The organism is Eubacterium sp. AB3007, from assembly GCF_000688015.1.
GTDB lineage: Bacteria > Bacillota > Clostridia > Peptostreptococcales > Anaerovoracaceae > Aminicella.
Window position 1 is genome coordinate 624,014 of sequence record NZ_JIAD01000001.1, and the last position, 18,943, is coordinate 642,956.

The following is an 18,943-nucleotide window of genomic DNA, read 5'->3' on the forward strand; positions in this document are numbered from 1 at the left end:
TTGACTTTTGAAAAGGATATCATATGAGCAACGAGAATAATAACAAACCTGTTTCCAAGCAGACTACCGCTTCTACCAATAACGCTGCCAAACCGGCAGCTAAACCGGCTCAGCAGAAAACGGCTGCCAAACCAGCTCAGCCAAAAGCGGCTACCAAACCAGCGGCTAAACCGGCCCAGCAGAAAGCGGCAGCCAAACCGGCAGCTAAACCGGCTCAGCAGAAAGCGGCTGCCAAACCAGCGGCTAAACCGGCCCAGCAGAAAGCGGCAGCCAAACCGGCAGCTAAACCGGCTCAGCCAAAAGCGGCAGCCAAACCGGCCCAGCAGAAAGCGGCTGCCAAACCAGCGGCGGCCAAGGCGGCCTCAACCAAGAAGAAAAAAACCAAGAAACCCAAGAAGAAACGCCGCATCTGGTTGCGGATCCTGCTTGCATTCATCATCGCAGGAGTCCTGGCTGTGTTGGCCGCTGGCACATACGCTGCCTGGTGCATCAGCACTGCCCCCAAGATCGATACCAGCGAACTCTACAACAAGCTGACAGAGAGTACCGTGATCTACTCCGATAAGGGCAAGAAGGTCGACACCATCTACTCTGAGGAGAACCGTACCAACATCAGTTATGACCAGCTTCCACAGAACCTGATCGACGCCTTTGTAGCCCTGGAAGACAAGACCTTCTGGGATCATCACGGATTCAACTTTATCCGTATCATGGGCGCCATCAAGAACAAGCTGACATCCGGAGGTCAGGTAAGTGGTACCAGTACCATTACGCAGCAGTTAGCGAGGAACGTATATCTGAAGGATCAGATGGAAGAGCACTCCATGAGGCGTAAGATCGTTGAGGCCTGGTATACCGTCAAGCTGGAGCGCAACCTGAGCAAGAAGAAAATCCTGGAGGCATACCTGAACACTATCAACCTGGGATTCGGCAGCTGGGGTGTCGAGTCAGCTTCTCAGGCATACTTCAATAAGCATGCAAAAGATCTTACCCTTCCCCAGTGTGCTGCACTGGCATCCATGCCGCAGGCTCCCACAGATTACGCACTGGTCGTACTTATGGACAAAGATGCCAGGCCGGACCCGAATACTATCCTGCACAAGGATAATACCGGAGTGTACGTTATGAACGATGCCGGAAAGAATCGACGCGATACGTGTCTGGCACTGATGAAGGAACAGGGATATATCACACAGGAAGAGTATGACAGCGCTATGAACACGCCGTTGAAGAAGATGCTGGATCCGAACTATCATATGAACGACTCCAACATCGCCTACTTCACCGACTACGTCATCGCTGAGGTCATCAAGGACTTGCAGGAGGAGAAGGAAATCTCCTACGATGAGGCCTGGGACATGGTCTACAAGGGCGGTCTCAGGATCCACACCACCATGGACAAGAAAGCCCAGAAGATCATCCAGAAGGAGTTCAAGAAGAACTATCACTTCCCCTCTCAGACGAACATCAACTATGATTCCAAGGGGAACATCCTGAACAAGTATGGGGCTGTCATGCTCTACAAGTACAGCAACTACATCAAGAAAAAGAAATTCACCTTCAAACGCAAGGAGATCAAGGCTACCGATGATGGCGGACTGATCATCAAGCATGGGAAGCGTTTGAACATCTTCGAGACCACTGTAAACGGGGAAACCGACTACAGTATTGAATTCCCGAGTCTGTACAAGTTCATTGACGGCAAGCTCTACTCCTATTCCGGCGGATACATCAACATTCCACAGAATGCGAAGAGCAAGAACGACAAGGGAGATATCGTCATCAGCAAGGAATACGTGCAGAGTCCGGAAGGAAAGGCCATGTTCCGCCAGAAGAAGAACGGCAAGTACTTCATCGACAACAAGCACTTCACTGTCAACCAGAGAGTTCTGCAGCCACAGGCAGCCATGACGATCATCGAAAACAAGACCGGCCACATCAAAGCAATGGTCGGCGGCCGTAAGACCAAGGGCAAGATGCTCTATAACAGAGCCATCGAGCCGCGGCAGCCTGGATCCTCCATCAAGCCACTGGCTATATACTCCGCTGCTCTTCAGCAGAGCGCAGAGGAGGCAGCTGCCGGAAAGCAGCACACCTTTGTGGATTATCATATCGACAAGCAGGGAACCAAGGGATGGGGAGACTGGATCACCGCCGGCTCCATCTGTATCGATGAGGCGACGACCAACGGCAGCAAACAGTGGCCGAGCAACTCTGGAGGCGGATTCAGCGGATACAACACACTGCGTTCCGCAATCCGAAACTCCATCAACACTTGCGCCTACAAAATCTACATGCAGGTGGGCACCGATTACTCCGCCAATATGGTGAAGAAATACGGGATCAGCACACTGGTCACCGACACCTCCAAGGCCAACGATATGAACGCTGCAGCCCTGGCACTGGGTGGAATGACCAAGGGTGTCACCACCTTGGAGATGGCAAACGCATACACCACCTTCCCCAACAATGGAGAACGTGCGGAAGAACCGATCTGCTACACCAAGGTTACTAACAGCAAGGGAAAGACCATCCTGACCAAGGAGACCAAGAAGGTCCGCGTCCTGGATCAGGGCGTTGCCTGGATCATGGCAGATATGATGAAGGGCGTTGTCTCTGGCGGTACCGGTACAGCAGCAGCACTGAGCAACGTGGCTGCCGGTGGTAAGACAGGTACCACAAGTGACCAGTATGACATCTGGTTCGACGGATTCACGCCGAAATACTCCGCTTCTCTTTGGATCGGAAACGATGTGAACATCTCCCTGACCAGCATGTCCGGTTATGCAGCTGCCCTCTGGGGGAATATCATGAATCAGATCCCAAAGGCCAACAAGGGAAAATATAAGAAAATGCCGGATAACGTCAGTTACAACTACGGCGAATATTACGTAGACGGAACATATAGTTCGACCGGCGGATATTACTGGGGTCCCAAGGCCAAATCCAAATCCAAGAAAGGCTCCGGAAGTTCCCACAAGAAATCAAAGGGCGACTGATAAACGCCGCCAAAAGAAAGAGGCTGTTGCAAACGCAACAGCCTCTATTTTGAATGTAAAAGACTCAGCCGATCATCCCTTTCATCTCTCGTGTACGTTCCGCAATGTCCGGTGCACCGAATACGCCCGACCCGGCTACGACGATATCAACGCCACTCTCAACGACGGACTGGACATTGTCCGGCTTGACCCCGCCATCGATCTCGATCTGAAACTCATACCCCTTGGCGTCTCTGATCTCCTTAAGTTTACGGACTTTGTCCAGTGTGTATGGGATAAGGGACTGTCCTCCAAACCCAGGATTTACAGACATGATCAGCACCAGATCCACCTGGTTGAGCACGTGCTCCAGCGTCACAAGCGGAGTTGCCGGGTTCAGGGACACGCCTGCCCCCACTCCATAAGAATGAATGTGATCGATGGTCCTGTCCAGATGCGTACAAGCCTCCTGATGAACCGTGATGAACTCCGTTCTCTCGGTCACAAAGTCTCCCAGGTAATCATCCGGATTCTCGATCATCAGGTGCACATCATAAGGGGCCACGTCCAACTTGTCCAGGCTCTTCATGACCACTGCACCATAGGAAATGTTCGGAACGAAATGTCCATCCATCACATCTACATGAAGGTAATCCGCTCCGGCTTCGCTTACAAGCAGTGACTGCTCTCCCAGTCTCGAGAAATCCGCTGACAAAATCGATGGTGAAAGCTTACCCATAATTCCTCCTGTTGTTCTCCTTGATCTCCTGATAGTTTTTTACGTAAGAGTCATATCGTTCCTGACGGATCTGTCCATCCTCCACAGCCTTTCTGACCGCGCAGTCAGGCTCCTTGATGTGCATGCAGTCATCGAATCGACAGTTGCCGCTGATTGCGGCGATCTCCGGATAGTAACGCCACAGATCCTGCTCATCTACATCCCGTATGTCAAAGGAAGTGAACCCGGGTGTGTCGAACACCAAGCCGCCATCCGGCATCTGAAGGATCTCCACATGTCTGGTGGTATGTCTTCCCCGCCGGGTCTTTCGACTGATTTCCGATGTTTCCATAGAGGCTTCTGGCACCAGCAGGTTGATCAGCGTGGATTTCCCTGCTCCGGATGGACCAGCAAACGCTACGGTCTGATCACCGATCAACGCCTTCAGATCTTCCAGGCCTCTTCCATCAATGCCGCTGGTCATGACACAGGGATATATTCCCCGGTAGCGTTCTATCATCTGTTCACAACGCGAGGTTGCGAGCAGATCGACTTTGTTCATACACAGGATCGGGTCGACCCCTTTCGATTCTGCCATGATCAGAAAACGATCGATCAGGTCAAAACTTGGTTTGGGTCTAGTCGCAGCGAACACGATCACGATTCTGTCCACATTGGCGATGGGAGGTCTGGCAAAGAGATTCCTTCGGGGAAGGATCTCTTCCACCACACCGTCACCTCCTTCCAGCAGACTGATCTCCACTTCGTCACCGACGGTCGGTGTGATATCCTCGTTCCGAAAGATCCCTCTTCCCCTGGTTTGAACAACACCCTGCTCTGTCCGTACGTAATAGAAGCCTCCGATTCCCTTTGTGATCAATCCTCTCATACTATCACATTCCGTCCGTCGTAGAACCACCCTCATCTGTACTTGGATTGCCTGTGTCAGTGTTCCCAGTATCGGGCTCAACTTCGACATCCGAGCCACCATCATCCGGTTCCGGTTCCGGGGTATCCGGTGCGCCCTTGCTGATCTTCATACTGACTCTGGTTCCCTTTTTCAGCCTGGTACCGGCATCGTACTGCTGCCACATGACCAGTCCTTCTGTGTAGATCTTACTCTCCTCGTATTCCAGATCACCGGCCTTCAGTCCGGCTTCTGCCAGTCTGGCCTTCGCATCGCTAAGCTCCAGACCGATCAATGAAGGAACCTCCACCTTCTGTGCCTCTGGATCGGTCTTCTTGCCGCTACATACCCAGATGTTCACTCTGGTGCCTGCCTCCGCATCCGTTCCGGATCCCGGATCCTGGCGTATGATCTGTCCCACATCGTAATGATCGTTCTTTTCTTCCTCGACAACCCCAAGGGTGAAGCCACCGTTGGACTGCAGGTAAGCCTCGATCGTATCCTGATCATAGGTCTTTCCTACGAGATCAGGAACCGGATTCTGTGCCTGGCCCTTGCTGATGTTAACAACGACCTTGGTTCCCTCTCTGACCTTGGTACCGCCGGTAGGATCTTGCTCAGCGATGAGACCCTTCTCTATCTCTTCATTGTTGACACTTTCGCCCTTTTCGATGCCAAGACCGGCTTTTTCCAGGAGCTCCTGGGCTTCTGTATAGGACTTACCTGTCACATCAGGTACTTCTACCTTGTTGCCCAGGAATCCCATGGCGTACAGGACTCCCACAGTTCCACCAATCAGGAGCAGGAGCACCAACAGAATGATGAGAAGTCGTTTTTTCTTGCTTTTCTTCTTGGGTTTGCGGACCGGACGCTCATAATAGTTCTCGTCCTCCTCCGGCTCTTTCGGCCGCTGCTTCGCCTGCATGGCTCTTCTGCGGTTTTCCTCGCGGAACGCTTCTACATCCTCTCCGGCAAACACCGAGTCACCGACCATGTGGGTGACGAACTCCACGTTCTTAAGTTCCTCCAGCATCTCATCCGCACTCTTATATCGGTTGGACTGAAACTTGTCTGTGGCCTTCATGACCACCTTCTCCAGTGCTGGCGGAATTCCGCTGACAAGCATAGACGGCGGAGTGATCTCCTCATTGATGTGCATAAGAGCCACCTGAACGGGATTATCCCCATCGAAGGGAACTTCTCCAGTAAGCATCTCGTATAGAACGATGCCCAGAGAATAGATGTCTGAACGTTCATCCACATAGGCCCCCCGGGCTTGCTCCGGTGAGAAATAGTGGACAGAACCGATGATTTTGCTGGTCTCTGTCAGCGTCGAATCACTGACCGCCTTCGCGATACCGAAATCTCCCAGTTTGGCTGTGCCATCGCTGGTGATCATAATGTTATGCGGCTTGATATCCCTGTGTATGATGTTGTTCCTATGGGCGAGAGACAACGCCGAGGCCACCTGCTTCGTAAGATCGATGCAGGTCTTGTAATCCATGGGAGCCCGTTCCTTGATGATGGTGCTCAGGGGTTTTCCATCCACCAGTTCCATGACGATAAAGTGAATGTTCCCCTCCCTGCCGACATCGTACACACTGACGATGTTCGGATGCTGCAGACCGGCAGCAGCCTGTGATTCCTTTCGGAAACTGTCCACGAACTGCGCGTCCTTGGTGTATTCCGGACGCAGGATCTTGATGGCAACGTATCGGTTAAGAAGTCTGTCTCTGGACTTGTATACGACCGCCATTCCTCCTTCGCCGATTTTCTGGATCAGTTCGTATCTTCCCATTAATAGCTTATTACTCATCTGCGTCATCCTCCGTAACCTTCAAACAGATAACCGTGATGTTATCATTTCCTCCATGCTCATTTGCCATGTCGATCAGATCACAGCACATGTCGCTCATGGAGATCTCTTCCCCTAGTTTTGCACTGATTTCCTCACTGGACAGCTCATCGTAGAGTCCGTCTGTGCACATCAGTACTATATCCCCCTTACTCACCGGGGTGACGAACTGGTCCGCTTCTACCCGGTACTCTGCGCCGATCGCCCTGGTGATCATGTTCTTGTTCTCGTGTTTTCGAGCCTGCTTTCTGGTGATCACACCAGCCTTGACCAGGCTGTTCACATAGGTGTGGTCTTCCGTGATCTGTGTCAGTTCTCCCTGTCTGTAAACGTAACAACGGCTATCCCCGACGTTGACAATATGAAGCATATTGTTATGAACATAGGAGACCACCACCGTTGTCGCCATCCCCCTGTTTTCCTCGTATCTCTGGGAGCTCTCCAGTACAGTGAAGTTGACGTCCTTGATACAGCGATTGAAGTATTCGCGGATATCATGCTGCGTCTTCATTTCTGACAATGGATGGTCCCGCACATAGCCTACAATGCCATTGACACAGGTTCTGCTTGCGATCTCTCCAGACTTGCTGCCACCTACTCCGTCGGCGACAACAAAGACCTTGTCACGTGGCATCACATAGCATGCATCCTCGTTGTTGCTTCGCACTCTCCCTCTGTCGGTCTTGAATCCAACCTCCATATAAACGCGATTCTCCTTTCCGCTCTTACTCTAATCTCATCGTGCAATAATAGAATCCATCCTCCGGTTCCTCATCGGGAAGAAGCTGTTCCTCCCTGAGCACCCTAAAAGAAGAATGCTCCTTCAGGAACGCTTTCGTAACCTCCTGATTCTCCACTCGATTGACCGTACAGGTGCTATAAAGCAACGTCCCTCCGGGCTTCAGGTAGGTCGACGCTGCCTCCAGGATGGCCAGTTGTTTCTCTGCCAGGGCACGCCCTTGATTCTCTACTGCTCTGTAACGGATCTCCGGTTTCTTTCTGAGCACCCCCAGCCCGCTGCAGGGAACGTCGCATATCACCTTGTCGGCAGTACCGGCAAACGCCTCGATCGCCTTCGTTCCATCGTGGACAACGGTCTCTATGATGGACAGCCCCAGCCTGCCAGACTGACGCTGTATCTCGCGAAGTTTATTCTCATACAGATCCATAGCCAGGATCCTGCCCTTGTTTCCCATGCTTTCCGCTGCAGCCAGACTCTTTCCGCCTGGTGCGGCGCATACATCGATCAGTGTATCTCCCGGTGATGCTCCCAACGCATCTATCGCCATAAGAGATCCTGTTCCCTGAGGCGAGAACAGCCCTTCTCTGTATTCCGTGCTGTCCAGGATATCTCTGCCCGAAAGCTCCAGAAGCCTCGGCGACAAAGCCTTGGCTGCCGCCTGTATATGCTGTGCGGCGAGCCGTTCTGAGAGTTCGGCTGGTTCTATACGGGTCGTATTCACACGCACAGTAAGGGGCGGTAACCGGTGACATGCCTGCATCATCGACTCTGCCTTCTGGGGACCATATTGATCGATCCACAGCGCCGCAATAGATCGATCCACACTGTAGCAAATCGATAACCGTTCCTCCATATCCCTGATAGAGTCCGGCTTTCTCAGCGTATCCGCCTGCCTCAGATAGGTCCGAAGCACCCCGTTGATCATCCCCGCCTGGTGGACACAGTGCTTCCGTGCCAGTCGTACAGTTTCGTTGACAGCGGCATGGTCTGGCACACTGTCCATATACAGAATCTGTGCCAGCCCCATCCTCAAAAGAGTCAGCGGCTGTGGACGCAGTTTTTGAAACCCTCGGCTCACCATCTGAGCCAGAAGAAAATCCAGATAATTCCTGTTCCGGAGCACCGTATAGACCAGTTCTCGGACGAAAGCCGGAGCGTCCGGTCTGTTTCGGTCGATCTGGTTATTCAGTTCCAGGTTGGCATAGGCCTGGTCTCTTGTGATCCGAAGTAACGCGTAGTACGCCGTGCTTCGGTTGACATCCGTCTTGCTCATTCTCTGTTAAACCCCACGATGGCCAGGATCCTCAGCAGGTTGGCGATAGCCATAAGGGCGGCTGCCACATAGGTGAACGCAGCAGCGCGCAGGACCTTTCGAGATCCCACCATATCCTCCTGCATCACGAGCCCGATTGATTCCATCTGCTGCAGCGCCCGACGGCTTGCATTAAATTCTACCGGCAATGTGACCAGGTGGAACACGATCACCACGATAAACGCGATGATACCGATATCCAGGATCATTCCTCCCATGGGGCTGCCGCCACCGCGCCCTGCAAACAAAAGCATGATCCCGATCACGATCATGATCCAGGAGATCCTGGAAGCAAAATTCACCACCGGCACGATGGTATTCCGAAAGGTAAGGGGCACATAACCTCTGGCATGCTGCAACGCATGTCCCGCCTCGTGACAGGCCACACTGACAGCGGCCACGGAAGGCACGTTATAAACAGGCTCTGACAGATTCAGTGTCCGATTCCTGGGATCGTAATGATCAGTCAGACTGCCCGCGATCGCGTTGATCTGCACGTCCTGCAGACCGTTCACATCCAACATACGTCTGGCCGCCTGGGCACCGGTGAGACCTGTCTGATTCCTGACATTGGAAAATCTCCGAAAAGTGCTCTGTACCTTTCCCTGTGCATACATGCTGATCAACAGGGCCGGTATCAGAATAATGATCGTAGGATCAAGTCCATATCCGTAAAACATAGTTTCCTCCTATTCGATATTTCTATTCTACCATGAAACAGGCATATGACAAGTGTAAACTATGAAAGCACCATGCCCGCCGCCAGTGAATGGCCACGTAGAAAGTCAGCCGTCTTCACTCTTTTCTTACCTGGCATCTGCAGTTGTGTGATTGCCAGTACACTGCCGCCTGCAGCCACAGAAAACGAGGCTTTGTCCACGGAAAGGATGGTTCCGTCCACCGCCTCTGTAGAGTCACCGGTCACAAATCCATCCCAGAGCTTCACTGTCTTTCCTTCCATTTCACAGAAGGCGCCCGGCCATGGATCAAACGCGCGGATCTTTCTCAGGACCGCCTCCGCTCCGGCACCGAAGTCGATTTTGCCGTCCTGCTTGCTGATCTTATGGGCATAGGTCGCGTCCTGATCATTCTGGGGCACAAAATCCGCCTTTCCTCTCTCGATGCTCTCAAGAGCCTCAGTCATAAGGTCGGCTCCCATTGCGGCCAGTTCATCGTGGATACTTTCGAAATTCTTGTCCCCGATGATGGTCTCCGCCTTGGCGATCATATCGCCCGTATCCAGCCCTTCCTCCATCCGCATGATAGTGACACCTGTCTTCTCATCACCGGCCAGGATAGCATGCTGCATGGGTGCAGCCCCCCTCCAGCGAGGGAGCAGTGATCCGTGGACATTGAAACAACCATACCTGGGAAGTTCCAACAGGTCTTTCTTCAGGATCTGTCCATATGCCACTACCACGATGGCATCCGGTGAATACGCTCGGATCGCCTGCAGGCAATCCGCATCTGCCGAGAGTTTCTCCGGCTGCAGGACCTGAATGCCAAGCTGAAGAGCTGCTTCCTTCACAGGAGAGAACGTTACTTTGTTTCTGCTTCTGGCCCGGTCCGGCTGGGTCACTGCATAACCCAGCTCATGTCCCTTCTCCACCAGTTTCTCAAGTACCGGAACGGCAAAATCCGGGGTTCCCATAAACACGATCTTCATGCTTCCTGTTCGTCTCCTTCTTCTGGCATCTCCTCCATCGGCTCATGGATATCCGTCGCCTTGTCGGTGTACAGGATCCCTTCCAGATGGTCGTACTCATGGCACATGACGCGGGCATCGAATCCCTCGAACTCGTACTCCTGCACCTGCCCCTCCAGATCCAGGGCTTTCATTTTGATTTTCTCAGGTCTTTCCACAGTTCCCACCAGCCCGGGCACACTCAGGCACCCCTCCTGATCTGTGACAGACCCTTCCGACTCCAGGATCACCGGATTGATCATGTAATATACACGATCTGGTTCCGGCTCAGCCACGAACAGGCGACGCATTACCCCCACCTGCGGGCCGGCGATCCCGACACCCAGATCGTGCCGCATCGTATCCAGCATATCCCCCATCAGTTCTCTGATGTGGTCGTTCACTTCCTTGACTTCTCTGCATTTCTTTCTGAGGATAGGATCCCCTTCCGTCACAACGTGTCTGATTGCCATTCTTTCCTCCGTTACAAACTACTATATGGATTAACGTCTATCGTCAGATTGCATCCGCTTCCCTGCACGAGCAGATCGTCTGCAAAATAACGAAGATAATGGATATACTTGTTTCTGGTGCCCCGCGGCGCCTTGATCAGGATATGCCACCGCACACTGTCTTTTCCCTTAAAAGAGGTGGACTCTCTGGGCTGAAAGATCGTATCGGCTCCCGGCAGTTTCTCCCTGATAAGAAAGCCACGGCATACCTCTGCGCTCTGTCTGGCCTCCTCCTCTGTGTCCGCCGTAAACTCTGCCACGATCAGATCCGTCTCCGGAGGATATCCCATAAACTGTCGGATGGCGATCTCCTGTCTGTAGAACGCATCATAATCATGGCTTGCCGCCGCAATCAGTGCGAAATTATCCGGGGTACTGGTCTGTACGATGACTCGTCCTCTCGCATCCCCTCTGCCTGCCCGTCCGGCCACCTGGGTCACCAGCTGGAAGGTCCTTTCCGCCGCTCTGTAGTCCGGGATATTCAGACTGACATCAGCCGACATGACGCCCACCAGCCCAACGTTTCGAAAGTCCAGACCCTTGGCGACCAGTTGGGTACCGATGAGGATGTCCGTCTCTCCCTTTGCTACACCGGTGAGGATCTTCTCTACTGCTCTGGTGCTGGTGGCAGTATCCAGATCCAGTCTCTGGACTACCGCCTCCGGGAACAGCGATCCTGTCAATTCCTCGATCTGCTCCGTCCCCATACCAAAGTATCTGATGCGGTCACTGCCACAGGAAGGACACACCGCCGGCGGCGGGAATTTCTTTCCGCAGTAGTGGCAGACCAGCGCATTGCTGCGTTTATGATACACCAGAGAGATCCCACACTCAGGGCACTTTGCCGGCTGCCCACAGTCCATACAGGACACATAGGTTGAATACCCACGCCTGTTCAGGAAAAGTATCACCTGGGACCCATCCCGCAGCGTGTCCCGAATCTCCTGCTGCAGCATTTGGCTGAAGAGGGTCCGGTTGCCAGACTTAAGTTCCTCCTTCATGTCTACCATTTCCACTGACGGGAGAGCCACCGCATTGTATCTTTCCTTCATCTCGATCAACCGGTAGATGCCCTCTTCTGCCCTACGATAGGATACCACCGATGGTGTTGCGCTTCCCAGCAGGAGCACGCACCGATGAGTCATGGCACGCTTGTAGGCGATATCTACGGTCTCGTATTTCGGGGTTTGATCGGACTTGTAGGTGGACTCGTGCTCCTCATCCATGATGATCAGCCCCAGTTCCTTTGTTGGCGCAAACACACCGATCCTGGCACCGATCACCACCCTGGCCTCTCCTTTTCGGATCCGCATCCATTCGTCAAACCGCTCCCGCTGAGTCAGTTTGGAATGAAGGACCGCGATATTGTCCATCCCGAACCGTCCGGCAAACCGTTCTATGATCTGTTTGGTGAGGGCGATCTCGGGCACCAGCATGATCGCACTGCGACCTTGTGCCAACACCTCCGCGATGGCCTGCATATAGACCTCTGTCTTCCCACTGCCGGTGACTCCGTGGATCAGAAAACTCTCCTGTCGTCTCTCCCTGATCGGAGGAAGGATCTGCCGAAGGGCTTGTTCCTGCTCTCCGGTCAGCTGCCGAATCTCCTGATTCTCCGCCTTCACATTTCGGTAGGGTCGTTTCTCCTTGCCCGGTTTCGGCGGTTTACCCTTTGGCACAAAGCACTGGATCCCATCCATATACCGTATCCCATACCGCTGACGCATCCAGAGGCAGGTATCGATCATCTCTTCTGTGAGACACAGCCCCTCGTCCACCGCAAGGATAGGCTTGATCCTGGTCAGATCGAAGGAGGGCGCCGGGTTTTCTCTGACTACGAATCCACGCTTGGGGGTCTTGCCCTTTCCAAAATGGACACTGACCACAGACCCTGTGGTCAACTTCTCCTCCGCGCCGTAAGTGTAAAGTTCGTCCGTATGCCGGCTCTTATTCTCCACGATCAGATCATAGTAATACATCGTTCTCCTTTACAGAAGGAAGATGCCGTTTCTTCGGCTTTCTTCCACCATTCTCTCCGGCCAGATGGATGCTTGTACCTCACCGATGTGCGCCTTCCTGAGGAAGTACATACATAGCCTGGACTGTCCGATTCCCCCACCAATAGAGTAAGGAAGTTCGTCGTTCAGCACCGCCTGGTGATAGGGCATCTGTCTTCTGTCCTCACAGCCCGCCTTCCGCAGTTGTCTGTCCATGGCGTCCGCATCCACGCGGATACCCATGGAGGAGATCTCGAAGGCACGGTCGAGCACATCGTTCCACAAAAGGATGTCGCCGTTCAGTTCCCAGTCATCGTAATCCGGGGATCTTCCATCATGAGGTTCCCCGGACTTCAGTTTGTCACCAATCTTCTCCAGGAAAACAGCGCCATGCGTCTTGCAGATCAGATCCTCTCTCTCCTTTGGAGTCTTGTTGGGATAAAGATCCTCCAGCTCCTGAGATGTGATGAAGAATATCTCGTTCGGGATCTCTGTCTGTATCTCTCTGTACAGCCGGTTGACATAATCGCCCAGGTTCTTTACTGCATTGTAAATGGTAATGACCACCTCATGAAGATACTCCGTGTTCCGTTGCTCCTTGGTGATGACCTTCTCCCAGTCCCACTGGTCCACGTAAACAGAGTGCAGGTTGTCCAGTTCCTCATCCCTGCGGATCGCATTCATATCCGTGTAGATTCCATGGCCTGGGGTGATGCCATACTTGCCAAGCGCATAACGTTTCCACTTGGCCAGCGACTGGACGATCTCCACGTTCTGCTCATCCATGTCCTTCAGCGTGAAATGCACCCTTCTCTCCACACCGTTCAGGTTGTCGTTCAGTCCTGATTCCGGAATGACGAACAGCGGCGCAGACACTCTGCGAAGCTGCAGTCCGTACGCCAGTTCGGACTGAAAATAGTCCTTGATCTTCTTGATAGCGCGCTGGGTCTCCATCGGACTGAGCAATGACTTATACCCTTCGGGTTTGATCAGTTCAGACATATGTTATCCTCCTTTGTCTATCTGGATACCGGTTCTACCGGCAAGTGTTATCAGTCTCTTTTTGAAAAATCACATCCGCAGTAGTCCTGTCTGTACAGGCCATATTGCTTCGACAACTGCACGCTGCGCTGGAATCCGGCTTTCTTCTTGAAGTCCCGGTCCAGATACTCGATACCGTACTCCGCAGCGTAACGCTTCCCGATCTCTGTGATCAGAGCATAGTTCTTGTGAGGGCTCACCGTCAACGTAGTAGCGTAGAGCGGATAACCGGATGCGCTGGCATAGGCTGCAGTCTTGGCAAGCCGCATCTCAAAGCAGAGAGTGCATCGCTCGCCGCCCTCCGGCGCCCCTTCCAGCCCCTTCACAATCGAAAGATATGCCTCCGGCTCATAGTCCCCTTCCACAAAATTGATGGTATTTCCTCCCGGACAGATTTCCAGGTTCATGGCATTGATCAACTGGATCTGGGCCGCCTTCCGACGCTCGTATTCCTCCCGATTCGTGATACACGGATTGTAGAAGAACACGGTAAGATCAAAATCCGGATACAGTCTCTCAATGACTGCAGAACTACAGGGTCCGCAGCAGCTGTGCAACAGCAACCGCGGCTTACTGACGGTATCTCCGGGATTATCGAAAAACATATCCTGTCCGGTCCTGAATCGGTTGCAGTCACAGCCTGGCTGCAAGGTGTTTCTCTTTTCTTTCATGTTTCCCTCACGACTTGATTTTTTACAAATTTCGACATATTATTATAGCACATTAACAGTTGAAAATAAAGGCGAGAAAAACATGAGAAACTACAAAAATAAGACAACCAAAGACTCTCTTCTCACAGATACCGGCGAAACCCTCCGCATCAACATGATCGGGCGTTATCTTCGCGATCATTTCGGTCACAAAGTCGTCAAACTCTCTTTGGATGGTGGGTTCACCTGCCCCAACCGGGACGGCACTCTGGGTACAGGCGGATGCCTCTTCTGCGGCAGCAATGCAGGCGGAGATTTCGCCTCCACCATAGAAGAGCAGCTGGCACTCCTGTCAGAGAAATGGCCGACGGCAGGGCATCTGGCCTACTTCCAGAATCACACCAACACCTATGCCCCGGTAGAGGAACTGCGGGAGAAGTACGAAAAGGCTTTGTGCACTCCCGGGATCGAGGGACTTGCCATCGCCACCCGACCAGACTGCCTGCCTGAGGATGTGCTGGATCTTTTGGCGGAGATCGCCCGGTCTCACTTTCTCTGGGTGGAACTCGGCCTGCAGACCGCAAACGACAAAACCGCGATCCTAATCGACCGCGGTTACCCTCTTTCTATATACGACGACGCCATGGTCGCTCTGCGTGCCAGAGGCATTCGGACCGTGACTCATCTGATCCTTGGCCTTCCCGGCGAGACACGCGAGGACATGATGACCTCCGCCTCCCATGTGGCCCGCAGCGGTGCATGGGGCATCAAACTCCACCTGCTGAACGTTGTGCGCGGTGCCCGTCTGGCTGAACAGATGCCGGATTACGTCCCCTTCTCCTCCATGGAGGAGTATATATCGCTGGTATGTGATATCCTGGAGATCCTTCCTCCGGAGATGGTCGTCCACCGTCTTACCGGAGACACACCGCGCAGAGATCTTATCGCCCCGGAGTGGAGCTATCGTAAACGATCGATCCTGAACGGCATCACTGCGGAACTACGTCGCCGCGGCACTTACCAGGGGGCGCTTATTTCACGATAGCAGAGATCGCCTTGAATTCCGGAGCTTTGGAATCCCCAAGCAGTTCGTACAGGATCGCCTCATAGGTGGTCACCACCGCTCCGGCTCTCTCCATTCTCTCTGCCGCCCACATGTAGTCGACATCGGATCTGGAGGAAAGGCAATCCACAGGTACGTAGACCTGGTATCCCTGCTCCAGCATCTCAAGCACCGTCTGCATCACACAGATGTGTGCCTCAATGCCGCAGACCACTGCTGTCTTACGGCCTGTCTCCTGCAGGATCCGGGCGAACTCCTGGTTCTGCATACAGCTGAAGCTGGTCTTCTCCACGTAAGTAAATTCCCCGATGGCCTCTGCCACGGAAGGGATCGTCTCTCCGATGCCTCTGGTGTACTGCTGCGTGACAATGTGGGGGATCCCCAGGGCTTTCATGCCGGCAGCAAGGCGGCAAACCTTGTCTTCCAGGCGTTCCCGCTCACTCATAACAGGCATCAGGCGTTCCTGAAAATCTACAGCAACGAATACGGTATCCTCTCTCCTGATCATACTTACCTCCTATCCGGATCCTTCACCGGACCAATTCTGCCATCGTTGTAGTGTTTTCGGCATAGAGAAACGTACATCTCATTTCCTCCGATGACGATCTGCTCACCTTGTTTCACGATGTTCCCGCCGATGGTCCTTGCGACCATAGTGGCCTTGCTCCCACACCAACAGATGGTCTTGATCTCCTCGATCTTGTCTGCGTATACCAGCATGTAGTAGGATCCCTCGAACAGTTCATTCCGAAAGTCGTTCTTCAGCCCATAGGCCAGCACCGGCACCTCAAAACTGTCCACGATCTCTACCAGTTCCTCCACATGATGCTTCTTCAGAAACTGGCATTCGTCTATCAGGACGCAATCTACCGGTGCTTCTCGGTTCCTCTCCATGAACATCTCCAGGATATTGGTGTCCTCGTTCACCAACGTCGCCTGTCTTTGGAGTCCGATCCTGGAGGTCACCAGTCCCACGCCGTAACGGTCATCAACAGAGGGAACCAGGGTCATTACCCGTTTCCCTCGCTCTTCGTAATTATAAGCCACCTTGATCAATTCGATGGACTTGCCTGCGTTCATAGTACTGTATCTGTAGTATAACTGTGCCATATTCCCTCCCATAGTTATGTTGATTATAGCAGACAAACGGCACATTTACAAGGGCCTCCACTTGTGCTATACTCTACTTTAGACATATTTGAACAGGAAGGATATTGTCATGACAGACAGAAAACTTGCCATTCAGAAATCGAAGGATATCGTCTGGAACAACATGGACGATTATAAGATCTATCTCAGCAAATATATAAACGATTCCAGGAATTCAGCGGAAGCACTCGATTATGCCAGGTATGAGACTGACTGTATGTCCGACATCTTCTATGACTCTCTGAATGATGCGGTGTGGACGGACTGGGAGGAAATCGACCGGAACACCCTCCTCTCCCGCATCTACAAGATCCTGGAAAATATCGATGCCAGTGAACTGAAGCACAAGCGTAGCTTCCGTACTCCTGGCTATGCATGCGTGGTGATCGCCAATGCGATCTCCGGCATCCCCCTGACAAGCCCACAGATCGCCAGGCTCCTTTCCTTCGATGCCCAGATCCATGCCTACTTCCAGAAAGCGTATACAGAACTGGACACTGAACTGCGTTCCGATGAATAACCTCATATTTTGTCTTCAGAAAAACCTGCCTGATCACTGATCAAGCAGGTTTGTTATTTGTCTCTTATATTCCAGGAACTCTTCCTTGAGGTCGAACCCCTGCCTCTGTGCTCTGGGGGTCCGTATCCTGATCTCGGAACGGATCTCCCCGGGCTTCCCAGTCATCACATAGACGCGATCCGAAAGCAGGATCGCCTCGTTGATGTCATGGGTGACAAAGATCGATGTGAGTTGAATCTTCTCCATGACGTCCAGATACCACCGCTGCATCTTCCCTTTGGTGATTGTATCCAGAGCCGAGAACGGTTCATCCAACAGTGCCATGTGATCGGAGAACATATACGTTCTGAGCAGGGCTGCCCGCTGCCGCATACCTCCGGAAAGCTGTCTCGGATACTTCTTTTGTGTTCCGGCAAGACCGAACTCTTCGAAATGCTTCCCCGCCATTTCCCGGGCTTCTTTCCTGGGTATCCCTCGGATGATCAGCGGCAGCGCCACATTGTCTTCGATGGTCTTGTAGGGGAACAGCAGGTCTTTTTGAAGCATATAACTGATCTTCCCGGACGTCCCTGTGATATCCTCCCCATCCAGAAACACGTGTCCTTCCGTCGGTTTGTAGATCCCGGAAATGCAGTTGAACAGTGTGGTCTTACCGCTTCCCGATACCCCCAGAAGGCTGATCAATTCTCCCTGATCCACATAGATCGATACGTCACGGATGATCTCCTCCTGGCCAAACCGCATGGTTATATTCCTGGTCTCAAGTGTGTGCTTCATGATACTCACTCTGCCGGCAGATAGTCATTGGTGAATCCCACATTCTCCGGGATCTCCTTCTCTGCCAGTTTGTTCTCGTTCAGCCATCTGTAGAAACGATTCCAGCGATCCGCATCGAACACTCCCCACTGGGAGGCTTCCGCCTGATACTGGTCCGCCAGCCACTTCTGACTTGCCTTCACCAGGTCCTTATCCAGTTCCGGGTTCGCCTTCAGAAGGATATCCGCAGCCTTGTCCGGGTTTTCAATCGCATAGGTGTAGCCCTTGCTGACCGCTGCCATGAAAGCCTTGGCGGCTTCCGGATCCTTCGCCAGGAAGTCATCGTTGGCGATGATAACCGGAGAGTAGTAGTCGAAGGCTTTGTCGATATCGCGAAAAGCAAAATAGTCGACCGGGAAATCCTTCACCTGGGCGTTGATCCCGGCCCAGGCATAGTAGACCCAGATGCAGTCCACCTGTTTCGCCTTCAGCGCAGCCACCTCATCATCGATGGTCTCAGGGATCATCTTCAGCTTGCTGAAATCAGCGCCTTCGTTTTCCATGCACTGCCTGATGGTAGCCTGCTCGATGGGCAACTGCCAGGTGGCGTATTTCTTGCCTTCCATGCCCTTCGGAGAGGTGATGCCTCCACCCTTAGCGGACATGATCCCGGAGGTGTTGTGCTGAATCACAGCAGCCACGGCAGTGACCGGAATGGATTTCTTGTCCCCCTGGAATGCGGGAGGAAGATAATCCTGGAAAGATACGCCGAACTGTGCCTTGCCGGATCCGACCATGGCCTCCGCACCGTCATCAGGCGGCTGTACGATCTCCACATCCAGACCGGCCTCATCGAAGTAGCCCAGTTCCTTCGCCACGTAGACACCGGTGTGGTTGGTGTTGGGTGTCCAGTCAAGCACAAAACTGATTTTCTTTTTTGTTTTCTGGTCTCCGCTGTCTCCGGCGTCTCCGGAACTGCTGCAGCCGACAAGGGCCAGACTGACCAGCAGTGTAGAGAGCACGACAGCGATTATTCTTTTACTCATCTGTGTTATCCTT

Annotated in this window: 18 protein-coding genes; 3 read left to right on the top strand and 15 right to left on the bottom strand. The window is 52.9% G+C overall.

Annotation, left to right across the window (positions count from 1 at the left end; genetic code table 11):
- Positions 1 to 23: 23 nt before the first annotated feature.
- Complete coding sequence (locus tag P156_RS12660) at positions 24 to 2,999, top strand: transglycosylase domain-containing protein (RefSeq protein WP_051600559.1); 2,976 nt, start codon at positions 24 to 26, stop codon at positions 2,997 to 2,999.
- 64 nt (positions 3,000 to 3,063) lie between these two features.
- Here the strand turns inward: P156_RS12660 and rpe are convergent, their stop codons facing one another.
- From rpe to P156_RS0103155, 11 genes are read right to left on the bottom strand one after another with little or no spacing between them, the layout of a single operon-like run.
- A complete protein-coding gene (gene rpe, locus P156_RS0103105) occupies positions 3,064 to 3,717 on the bottom strand; it encodes a ribulose-phosphate 3-epimerase (protein ID WP_027868897.1) in 654 nt (217 codons plus the stop codon).
- On the bottom strand, positions 3,710 to 4,585 hold the full coding sequence (gene rsgA / locus P156_RS0103110) for a ribosome small subunit-dependent GTPase A (RefSeq protein ID WP_027868898.1): 876 nt from the start codon (positions 4,583 to 4,585) through the stop codon (positions 3,710 to 3,712). The genes rpe and rsgA overlap by 8 nt, the downstream gene beginning before the upstream one ends.
- 4 nt (positions 4,586 to 4,589) lie before the next feature.
- Positions 4,590 to 6,419 (bottom strand): Stk1 family PASTA domain-containing Ser/Thr kinase, encoded by a 1,830-nt coding sequence (pknB, locus tag P156_RS11350; protein ID WP_185752133.1) that lies wholly within the window; start codon positions 6,417 to 6,419, stop codon positions 4,590 to 4,592.
- Positions 6,412 to 7,158, bottom strand: coding sequence for a Stp1/IreP family PP2C-type Ser/Thr phosphatase (locus P156_RS0103120; protein WP_027868899.1), 747 nt, complete (start codon positions 7,156 to 7,158; stop codon positions 6,412 to 6,414). Before P156_RS0103120 ends, pknB begins: the two co-directional genes overlap by 8 nt.
- A 25-nt stretch (positions 7,159 to 7,183) precedes the next feature.
- Entirely contained in the window at positions 7,184 to 8,473 is a 1,290-nt protein-coding gene (gene rsmB, locus P156_RS0103125; RefSeq protein ID WP_027868900.1) for a 16S rRNA (cytosine(967)-C(5))-methyltransferase RsmB, read from the bottom strand.
- Positions 8,470 to 9,192, bottom strand: coding sequence for a zinc metallopeptidase (locus P156_RS0103130; protein WP_027868901.1), 723 nt, complete (start codon positions 9,190 to 9,192; stop codon positions 8,470 to 8,472). Before P156_RS0103130 ends, rsmB begins: the two co-directional genes overlap by 4 nt.
- 59 nt (positions 9,193 to 9,251) lie before the next feature.
- Positions 9,252 to 10,178 carry a methionyl-tRNA formyltransferase gene (gene fmt / locus P156_RS0103135; protein WP_027868902.1) on the bottom strand — a complete coding sequence of 309 codons (927 nt, stop codon included), beginning with the start codon at positions 10,176 to 10,178 and terminating at the stop codon, positions 9,252 to 9,254.
- Complete coding sequence (def, locus tag P156_RS0103140; RefSeq protein ID WP_027868903.1) at positions 10,175 to 10,669, bottom strand: peptide deformylase; 495 nt, start codon at positions 10,667 to 10,669, stop codon at positions 10,175 to 10,177. The genes fmt and def overlap by 4 nt, the downstream gene beginning before the upstream one ends.
- 11 nt (positions 10,670 to 10,680) lie before the next feature.
- Positions 10,681 to 12,687 carry a primosomal protein N' gene (gene priA, locus P156_RS11355; protein WP_051600563.1) on the bottom strand — a complete coding sequence of 669 codons (2,007 nt, stop codon included), beginning with the start codon at positions 12,685 to 12,687 and terminating at the stop codon, positions 10,681 to 10,683.
- Positions 12,688 to 12,696: 9 nt separating this feature from the next.
- A complete protein-coding gene (gene asnA, locus P156_RS0103150) occupies positions 12,697 to 13,707 on the bottom strand; it encodes an aspartate--ammonia ligase (protein ID WP_027868904.1) in 1,011 nt (336 codons plus the stop codon).
- A gap of 50 nt (positions 13,708 to 13,757) precedes the next feature.
- Positions 13,758 to 14,417, bottom strand: coding sequence for an epoxyqueuosine reductase QueH (locus tag P156_RS0103155; protein ID WP_242838689.1), 660 nt, complete (start codon positions 14,415 to 14,417; stop codon positions 13,758 to 13,760).
- 154 nt (positions 14,418 to 14,571) lie between these two features.
- On the opposite strand from P156_RS0103155, the gene P156_RS0103160 reads away from it, so the two are divergent.
- The gene (locus P156_RS0103160; RefSeq protein ID WP_034802782.1) at positions 14,572 to 15,441 is read left to right on the top strand and encodes a TIGR01212 family radical SAM protein; all 870 of its coding nucleotides are present in this window, start codon (positions 14,572 to 14,574) and stop codon (positions 15,439 to 15,441) included.
- Here P156_RS0103160 and P156_RS0103165 read toward each other — a convergent pair.
- Positions 15,428 to 15,967, bottom strand: a complete 540-nt coding sequence (locus P156_RS0103165; RefSeq protein ID WP_027868907.1) for a hydrolase — start codon at positions 15,965 to 15,967, stop codon at positions 15,428 to 15,430. The genes P156_RS0103160 and P156_RS0103165 overlap by 14 nt on opposite strands.
- Positions 15,968 to 15,969: 2 nt before the next feature.
- Positions 15,970 to 16,569 carry a thymidine kinase gene (locus P156_RS0103170; protein ID WP_027868908.1) on the bottom strand — a complete coding sequence of 200 codons (600 nt, stop codon included), beginning with the start codon at positions 16,567 to 16,569 and terminating at the stop codon, positions 15,970 to 15,972.
- A 109-nt stretch (positions 16,570 to 16,678) separates the two neighbouring features.
- Between P156_RS0103170 and P156_RS0103175 the strand changes: the two genes are divergently transcribed.
- A complete protein-coding gene (locus P156_RS0103175; RefSeq protein WP_027868909.1) occupies positions 16,679 to 17,128 on the top strand; it encodes a hypothetical protein in 450 nt (149 codons plus the stop codon).
- Between the two features lie 33 nt (positions 17,129 to 17,161).
- Here the strand turns inward: P156_RS0103175 and P156_RS0103180 are convergent, their stop codons facing one another.
- Positions 17,162 to 17,905, bottom strand: coding sequence for an ABC transporter ATP-binding protein (locus tag P156_RS0103180; protein ID WP_027868910.1), 744 nt, complete (start codon positions 17,903 to 17,905; stop codon positions 17,162 to 17,164).
- A 5-nt stretch (positions 17,906 to 17,910) separates the two neighbouring features.
- Positions 17,911 to 18,930 (bottom strand): ABC transporter substrate-binding protein, encoded by a 1,020-nt coding sequence (locus P156_RS0103185; RefSeq protein WP_027868911.1) that lies wholly within the window; start codon positions 18,928 to 18,930, stop codon positions 17,911 to 17,913.
- Positions 18,931 to 18,943: the final 13 nt, after the last annotated feature.

Excerpts from the sequence above, each read along its gene's own strand:
- P156_RS12660 (WP_051600559.1), top strand. The coding sequence starts at position 24 with ATGAGCAACGAGAATAATAACAAACCTGTTTCCAAGCAGACTACCGCT.
- rpe (WP_027868897.1), bottom strand. The coding sequence starts at position 3,717 with ATGGGTAAGCTTTCACCATCGATTTTGTCAGCGGATTTCTCGAGACTG.
- rsgA (WP_027868898.1), bottom strand. The coding sequence starts at position 4,585 with ATGAGAGGATTGATCACAAAGGGAATCGGAGGCTTCTATTACGTACGG.
- pknB (WP_185752133.1), bottom strand. The coding sequence starts at position 6,419 with ATGAGTAATAAGCTATTAATGGGAAGATACGAACTGATCCAGAAAATC.
- P156_RS0103120 (WP_027868899.1), bottom strand. The coding sequence starts at position 7,158 with ATGGAGGTTGGATTCAAGACCGACAGAGGGAGAGTGCGAAGCAACAAC.
- rsmB (WP_027868900.1), bottom strand. The coding sequence starts at position 8,473 with ATGAGCAAGACGGATGTCAACCGAAGCACGGCGTACTACGCGTTACTT.
- P156_RS0103130 (WP_027868901.1), bottom strand. The coding sequence starts at position 9,192 with ATGTTTTACGGATATGGACTTGATCCTACGATCATTATTCTGATACCG.
- fmt (WP_027868902.1), bottom strand. The coding sequence starts at position 10,178 with ATGAAGATCGTGTTTATGGGAACCCCGGATTTTGCCGTTCCGGTACTT.
- def (WP_027868903.1), bottom strand. The coding sequence starts at position 10,669 with ATGGCAATCAGACACGTTGTGACGGAAGGGGATCCTATCCTCAGAAAG.
- priA (WP_051600563.1), bottom strand. The coding sequence starts at position 12,687 with ATGTATTACTATGATCTGATCGTGGAGAATAAGAGCCGGCATACGGAC.
- asnA (WP_027868904.1), bottom strand. The coding sequence starts at position 13,707 with ATGTCTGAACTGATCAAACCCGAAGGGTATAAGTCATTGCTCAGTCCG.
- P156_RS0103155 (WP_242838689.1), bottom strand. The coding sequence starts at position 14,417 with ATGAAAGAAAAGAGAAACACCTTGCAGCCAGGCTGTGACTGCAACCGA.
- P156_RS0103160 (WP_034802782.1), top strand. The coding sequence starts at position 14,572 with ATGATCGGGCGTTATCTTCGCGATCATTTCGGTCACAAAGTCGTCAAA.
- P156_RS0103165 (WP_027868907.1), bottom strand. The coding sequence starts at position 15,967 with ATGATCAGGAGAGAGGATACCGTATTCGTTGCTGTAGATTTTCAGGAA.
- P156_RS0103170 (WP_027868908.1), bottom strand. The coding sequence starts at position 16,569 with ATGGCACAGTTATACTACAGATACAGTACTATGAACGCAGGCAAGTCC.
- P156_RS0103175 (WP_027868909.1), top strand. The coding sequence starts at position 16,679 with ATGACAGACAGAAAACTTGCCATTCAGAAATCGAAGGATATCGTCTGG.
- P156_RS0103180 (WP_027868910.1), bottom strand. The coding sequence starts at position 17,905 with ATGAAGCACACACTTGAGACCAGGAATATAACCATGCGGTTTGGCCAG.
- P156_RS0103185 (WP_027868911.1), bottom strand. The coding sequence starts at position 18,930 with ATGAGTAAAAGAATAATCGCTGTCGTGCTCTCTACACTGCTGGTCAGT.